This window comes from Mesorhizobium sp. (assembly GCF_004962925.1).
In the GTDB taxonomy this organism is placed as follows: Bacteria; Pseudomonadota; Alphaproteobacteria; order Rhizobiales; family Rhizobiaceae; genus Mesorhizobium.
Genome location: NZ_SUEO01000306.1, coordinates 1 through 5,655, shown reverse-complemented (window position 1 = coordinate 5,655; position 5,655 = coordinate 1). Strand labels below are relative to the sequence as shown.

Sequence of the window (5,655 nt, the reverse complement as noted above, 5' to 3'; positions counted from 1 at the left end):
CTTCCCGGTGCCGCCGACCGGCCGGGAGAGAGGTGAGCACGTGTTTCGTACCAGCGACATAGTCCTGATCGCCGTCATGGTTTCAGCTGCGGCCCTGACCTACAAGACCAAGCGCGAAGCAGAGGAACAATTGACGGCGGTGCACAAGATCCAGGCGCAGATCCGTTACGAGGAGGATACGATCGATCTCCTTAAGGCGGACTGGAGCCTGCTTACCCAGCCGTCGCGTCTGCAAAAGCTGGCCGACATCTACAAATCGCAACTCGAGCTCGAGCCGGTTAGCGCCCGCCAGATCATCGGGCTAGACGATCTGCTAGCAAAACCCGTCACCATCGAGGACCTTTCGTCCCAGCGGCTGGGCGGCATGGCCGATAGTGGCGGCGGCAAGGACCCTGTGGTGACCGGAGGCATCGTTCAATGATCGCCAGACTTCCAGTGGTTGCCAGACTTCCAGTGATTGCCAGGCTGCTGACGCGCCGCGCCAAGTCGGAAGACGGATCGATTGTGGTCGAAGGCGCCCGCAAGGCGACCGGTGGCAAGGGCAGGACCCGCATCGTGATGACGATGGCGGTGTTCTTCGGCATCTATTCGACCATCACCGGGCGGCTGGTCTATCTGGGTTTCCAGAATCCCGACCTGTCCGGCGGCCCGCAGAGCCGGGTGACGGCGTCTCGGCCCGACATTGTCGACCGCAACGGCGAAGTGCTGGCGACGGACATCAAGACCGCGTCGCTGTTTGCCGAACCACGTCGCATCGTCGACGCCGACGAGGCGATCGAAAAGCTGGCGACGGTGCTTCCCGAAATCGACTATGAGCAGACCTATAACAAGCTGAAGAGCGGCGCCGGCTTCGTCTGGCTTCAGCGGCAACTGACGCCCAAGCAGCAATCGGATATCATGCAGCTCGGCATTCCCGGCTTCGGCTTCCGCACCGAAAAGCGCCGTTTCTATCCGGCCGGCGAAACCTCGTCCTACATTGTCGGGCTCACCAACGTCGACAACCAGGGCATCTCCGGCATGGAGAAATACATCGACGAACAGGGACTGAGTGACCTCCAGGCGTCGGGACTTGCAGTGGCCAAGGATCTGAAGCCGGTGCGGCTCTCGATCGACCTGCGCGTCCAGCATATCGTGCGTGATGAGGTCGCCACCGGCATGGAGAAATACCGCGCAATCGCGGCGGGCGCCGTCGTTCTCAACATCAAGACCGGAGAAGTGATGGCGATGGCCTCGGTTCCGGATTTCGATCCGAACAATCCCTACAATGCGCAGGACAAGGACCGCTTGAACCGCATGTCGGCCGGCCTCTACGAAATGGGCTCGACCTTCAAGAGTTTTACCACCGCCATGGCGCTCGATTCCGGAAAAATAACGCTGGAAAGCCGTTTCGACGCTTCGCGCCCGATCAGGATCGGCCGCCAGACCATCCATGATTTTCATGGCAAGGCCCGGGTGCTGTCGGTGCCCGAAGTGTTCATCTACTCGTCCAACATCGGTTCGGCCAAGGAAGCCGAAGCGGTTGGCATCGAGGGCCACCGCGAATTCCTGCATCGCTTGGGGGTTCTCGAAAAGATGCAGACGGAACTGCCGGAGGTCGCCCGCCCGACCGAGCCCAAAGTCTGGAAACAGGTCAATTCGATCACCATCGCCTTCGGTCACGGTGTGTCGACGACGCCGCTGCAGACGGCGGTTGGCTGCGCTGCGCTGCTGAATGGCGGCTATTTGATGGATCCGACATTCCTGACGCGCACGCAGGAACAGGCGATGTCAGTGGCCAAGAAAGTGGTCAACGACAAGACCGTCGAAGGCATGCGCTATCTCTATGCACTCAATGCCGAGAAAGGGTCGGGCAGGGGCGCCAGGGTTCCCGGCTACCGCGTTGGCGGCAAGACCGGAACGGCCGAGAAGGTGGTCAACGGCCGCTACTCCAAGGAAAAGAATTTCAACGCCTTCGTCGCGGCTTTCCCGATGGACGATCCGCAATACATCGTGCTGACGATCGCCGACGAACCGAAGCCGGAAAAACCCGGCATGGGTGGGACGGCGGCCTCGAATGCAGGCGTCATGGCCGCAAACATCATCCGACGTTCGGCTTCCATGCTTGGCGTGAAGCCAGATTTCAGCCATGAAAATGGCGCAACGCTGGTTTCCTATCAGTGATTCTTAGGGCGCGCCGGCAACTGCGCGCTATTTTGTTGCGATGAACGGGGTTCGATGAAGCTGAAAGATCTAGCCGGTATCCTGCCTGTCGAGGGGACAGCTTCCTTCGACACGGAGGTTACCGGGATTTCGTCGGATTCCCGCCAGGTCAGACCAGGCGTGGTCTTCTTCGCGCTCACCGGTACCAAGGCGGATGGCGCCGCCTATGTCGCCGATGCCGCCAAACGCGGCGCAGCAGCGATCGTGGCCGGCAAGGGCAGCGGCGTCGCCGGACTGCCGGTGCCCGTTCTTGCCGTCGACGATCCGCGCCTTGCACTGGCGCTGAGTGCTGCACGCTACTTCGGCAGGCAACCGCAAACCATGGTCGCGGTGACCGGCACCAGCGGCAAGACATCGGTAGCGGCTTTCACCAGGCAGATCTGGGAGCAGTCAGGCCTTGCCGCTGCTTCGATCGGCACAACCGGCGTGGTGGCGCCGGGCCGCAACGAATATGGCTCGCTGACCACGCCAGACCCGGTAGATCTGCACAGGCTGTTGAGGGAACTGGCGGATGCCGGCGTCACCCACGCATCGATGGAAGCCTCCAGCCATGGTCTCGACCAGCGCCGGCTCGACGGCGTGAAGCTTGCAGCCGGCGGTTTCACCAATCTCGGTCGCGACCACATGGACTATCATCCGACGGTCGAGGACTACCATCGCGCCAAGCTGCGCCTGTTCGACACGCTGCTGCCGAAGGGCGCGCCGGCCGTCATCTTTGCCGACGATCCGTGGTCGGAGCCGACGATCCAGGCGGCGAGGGCGGCGGGACTGGATGTGCTGACGGTCGGCCGTCATGGCGAGTTCCTGAGACTGAAGCGGGTCGAGCACGAGCGCCACCGACAGCGTGCCGAGGTCGAAGTCGATGGCGTTCTCCACGAGGTCGACCTGCCACTGGCCGGGGATTTCCAGATAGCCAATGCGCTGGTTTCGGCGGGCCTCGCCATTTCTACTGGAACGCCTGCCGCCAAGGCCCTGATGGCGTTGGAGAAATTGAAGGGCGCGCCAGGCCGGCTGGACCTCGTCGGGACAACATCCAATGGTGCGCCGGTCTATGTCGATTACGCGCACAAGCCGGACGCGCTGGAAAACGTGTTGGCCTCGGTGCGGCCGTTCACCACCGGTCGCGTCATCGTCGTGTTCGGCTGTGGCGGCGATCGCGACCGGGGCAAGCGTCCGATTATGGGCGAGATCGCCACGCGGCTCGCCGATGTCGTCATCGTCACTGACGACAATCCGCGCTCGGAAGTGCCCGAAACGATCCGCGCCGCGATCCTTGCCGCCGCACCCGGCGCCGTCGAGATCGGCGATCGGCGCAAGGCGATCCACGAGGCAGTCGCTATGCTTCATGCCGGCGACACGCTGATCGTGGCCGGCAAGGGGCATGAGGAAGGCCAGACCATCGGCGCCGAGACGCTGCATTTTTCCGACCATGAGGAAGTCCGCTCCGCGCTCCAGGAGCGCGTCGCATGAGCTTCCTGTGGACCTCCGAGGATCTCGTCGCCGCCATGGGCGGACGACCGCTCGGGCCGATGCCGGAGGGTATCAGCGGCATCTCGATCGACAGCCGCAGCCTCGAGCCGGGCGATGCTTTCTTCGCCATCAAGGGCGAGGCGATGGATGGCCATGATTTCGCGACCGCCGCCATCAAGGCCGGCGCCGGCGTGCTGGTCGTCGCCGAGGGCAAGCTGCCGTCGCTCGGGCGGCTGACGGCGCCGATGATCGTCGTGCAGGACGTGCTGGCCGCACTGGAAAAGCTAGGGCTGGCCGCACGCGCGCGGTCCAGCGCCAAGATCATCGCGGTGACCGGTTCGGCGGGCAAGACCACCACCAAGGAAGCACTGCGTCATGTGCTGTCCGCGGTCGGCAAGGTGCATGCATCGGCCCAGTCTTTCAACAACCACTGGGGCGTGCCGCTGACGCTGGCGCGGATGCCGGCGGATTGCGACTATGCCGTCTTCGAGATCGGCATGAACCATCCCGACGAGATCCGGCCGCTGGTCAAGATGGTCCGGCCGCATGTCGCCATCGTCACGCTGATCGCCGCGGCACATCTCGGCTTCTTCCGTAATCTGGACGAGATCGCCAAGGCCAAGGCCGAGATTTTCGAGGGGCTGGAACCGGACGGCGCCGTCCTTCTCAATCGCGACGATCCGCGCTGGAAGCTTCTGGACAAGATGGCGAGAGCCGCCGGCGTCGAGCACATTTACGGGTTTGGCGAGAATGCCCGTGCGACTTTCAAATTGCTCAAATGCGCGCTGCATGCCGATCATTCGGTCATCGCCGCCAAGATCGGTGGACAGGAAATCACCGCCAGGATAGGCGCGCCTGGCCGCCACATGGTGCAAAATGTGCTGGCCGTGCTGGGCGCCGCGCATCTGGTCGGCGCCGACATCGCCAGGGTGGCGCTGGCGCTGGCTGATCTTTCGGCCGAACGCGGACGCGGCAAGCGCCATGTGCTGCGCCACCCCAAGGGTTCGATCACGCTGATCGACGAGAGCTACAATGCCAATCCGGCGTCGATGAGCGCTGCAATGGCGCTGCTCAACGCGACGCCGGTGTCGGGCGAAGGCAGGCGCATCGCGGTGCTAGGCGACATGCTCGAACTCGGCGACCACTCGGCGAAGCTGCACGCTGCACTTGCCGATCTCATCGTCGGCACCGAGACGCGCACGGTCTTTCTCGCCGGCCCGGAAATGCGGGCACTGGCCGATATCTTGCCCAGTGAGATCAAGACGGAGTATCGCCCCGGCGCCGAGGATCTGAAACTGGTGCTTCTGTCGGCGCTGAAGCCTGGCGACGTGGTGATGATCAAATCGTCGAAAGGCATCGGGTTTTCCAAGCTGGTCGACGCATTGCTCGGCAAATTTCCGGCTGTAGCCACAACCACCAAACAGACCTAGAGCCAGGTCCGGGGGCCGAATCGCATGTTCACACTGCTCGTCGAATTCGCGGACAAGATCTCGGTCTTCAACGTCTTCCGCTACATAACCTTCCGCACCGGCGGCGCGCTGATCACCGCGGCGCTGATCGTCTTCATCTTTGGACCGGCCATCATCAATTCGCTGAGGCTGCGGCAGGGCAAGGGCCAGCCGATCCGTGCCGACGGGCCGCAGACGCATTTCAAGAAAGCCGGCACGCCGACCATGGGCGGGCTGATGATCCTGTGCGGCATCATCGGCTCGTCGCTTTTGTGGGCGAACCTGTCCAGCATCTATGTCTGGGTGGTGCTGCTGGTGACCCTGGGTTTCGGCTCGATCGGCTTCTACGACGATTATCTCAAGGTGACGAAGCAATCGCATCTCGGCTTTTCCGGCAAGGCGCGGCTGGCGCTTGAATTCGTCATCGCCGGCATCGCCGCCTGGGTGATCATGCACAACGGCCAGGCCCCGTTCTCGTCGTCGCTGACTTTCCCTTTCGCCAAGGAGTTTCTCGTCAATCTCGGCTGGTTCTTCATCC

The 5,655-nt window shown here is 62.9% G+C and carries 4 protein-coding genes and 1 pseudogene; all 5 read left to right on the top strand.

The features are described 5' to 3' along the window. Window positions 1-40: 40 nt before the first annotated feature. Complete coding sequence (locus E5W87_RS33495; protein WP_292407653.1) at window positions 41-421, top strand: hypothetical protein; 381 nt, start codon at window positions 41-43, stop codon at window positions 419-421. Beyond that, on the top strand, window positions 418-2,160 hold the full coding sequence (locus tag E5W87_RS33490) for a penicillin-binding protein 2 (RefSeq protein ID WP_292407650.1): 1,743 nt from the start codon (window positions 418-420) through the stop codon (window positions 2,158-2,160). The genes E5W87_RS33495 and E5W87_RS33490 overlap by 4 nt, the downstream gene beginning before the upstream one ends. A gap of 54 nt (window positions 2,161-2,214) precedes the next feature. Beyond that, window positions 2,215-3,669, top strand: a complete 1,455-nt coding sequence (locus E5W87_RS33485) for a UDP-N-acetylmuramoyl-L-alanyl-D-glutamate--2,6-diaminopimelate ligase (protein ID WP_292407648.1) — start codon at window positions 2,215-2,217, stop codon at window positions 3,667-3,669. Then, the gene (locus tag E5W87_RS33480) at window positions 3,666-5,099 is read left to right on the top strand and encodes a UDP-N-acetylmuramoylalanyl-D-glutamyl-2,6-diaminopimelate--D-alanyl-D-alanine ligase (protein ID WP_292407646.1); all 1,434 of its coding nucleotides are present in this window, start codon (window positions 3,666-3,668) and stop codon (window positions 5,097-5,099) included. Before E5W87_RS33485 ends, E5W87_RS33480 begins: the two co-directional genes overlap by 4 nt. 24 nt (window positions 5,100-5,123) lie before the next feature. Continuing rightward, window positions 5,124-5,655 (top strand): annotated as a pseudogene (mraY, locus tag E5W87_RS33475) (phospho-N-acetylmuramoyl-pentapeptide-transferase); the annotation flags it as partial.

Coding starts and splice junctions, on each gene's coding strand:
- E5W87_RS33490 (WP_292407650.1), top strand. CDS start 418: ATGATCGCCAGACTTCCAGTGGTTGCCAGACTTCCAGTGATTGCCAGG.
- E5W87_RS33485 (WP_292407648.1), top strand. CDS start 2,215: ATGAAGCTGAAAGATCTAGCCGGTATCCTGCCTGTCGAGGGGACAGCT.
- E5W87_RS33480 (WP_292407646.1), top strand. CDS start 3,666: ATGAGCTTCCTGTGGACCTCCGAGGATCTCGTCGCCGCCATGGGCGGA.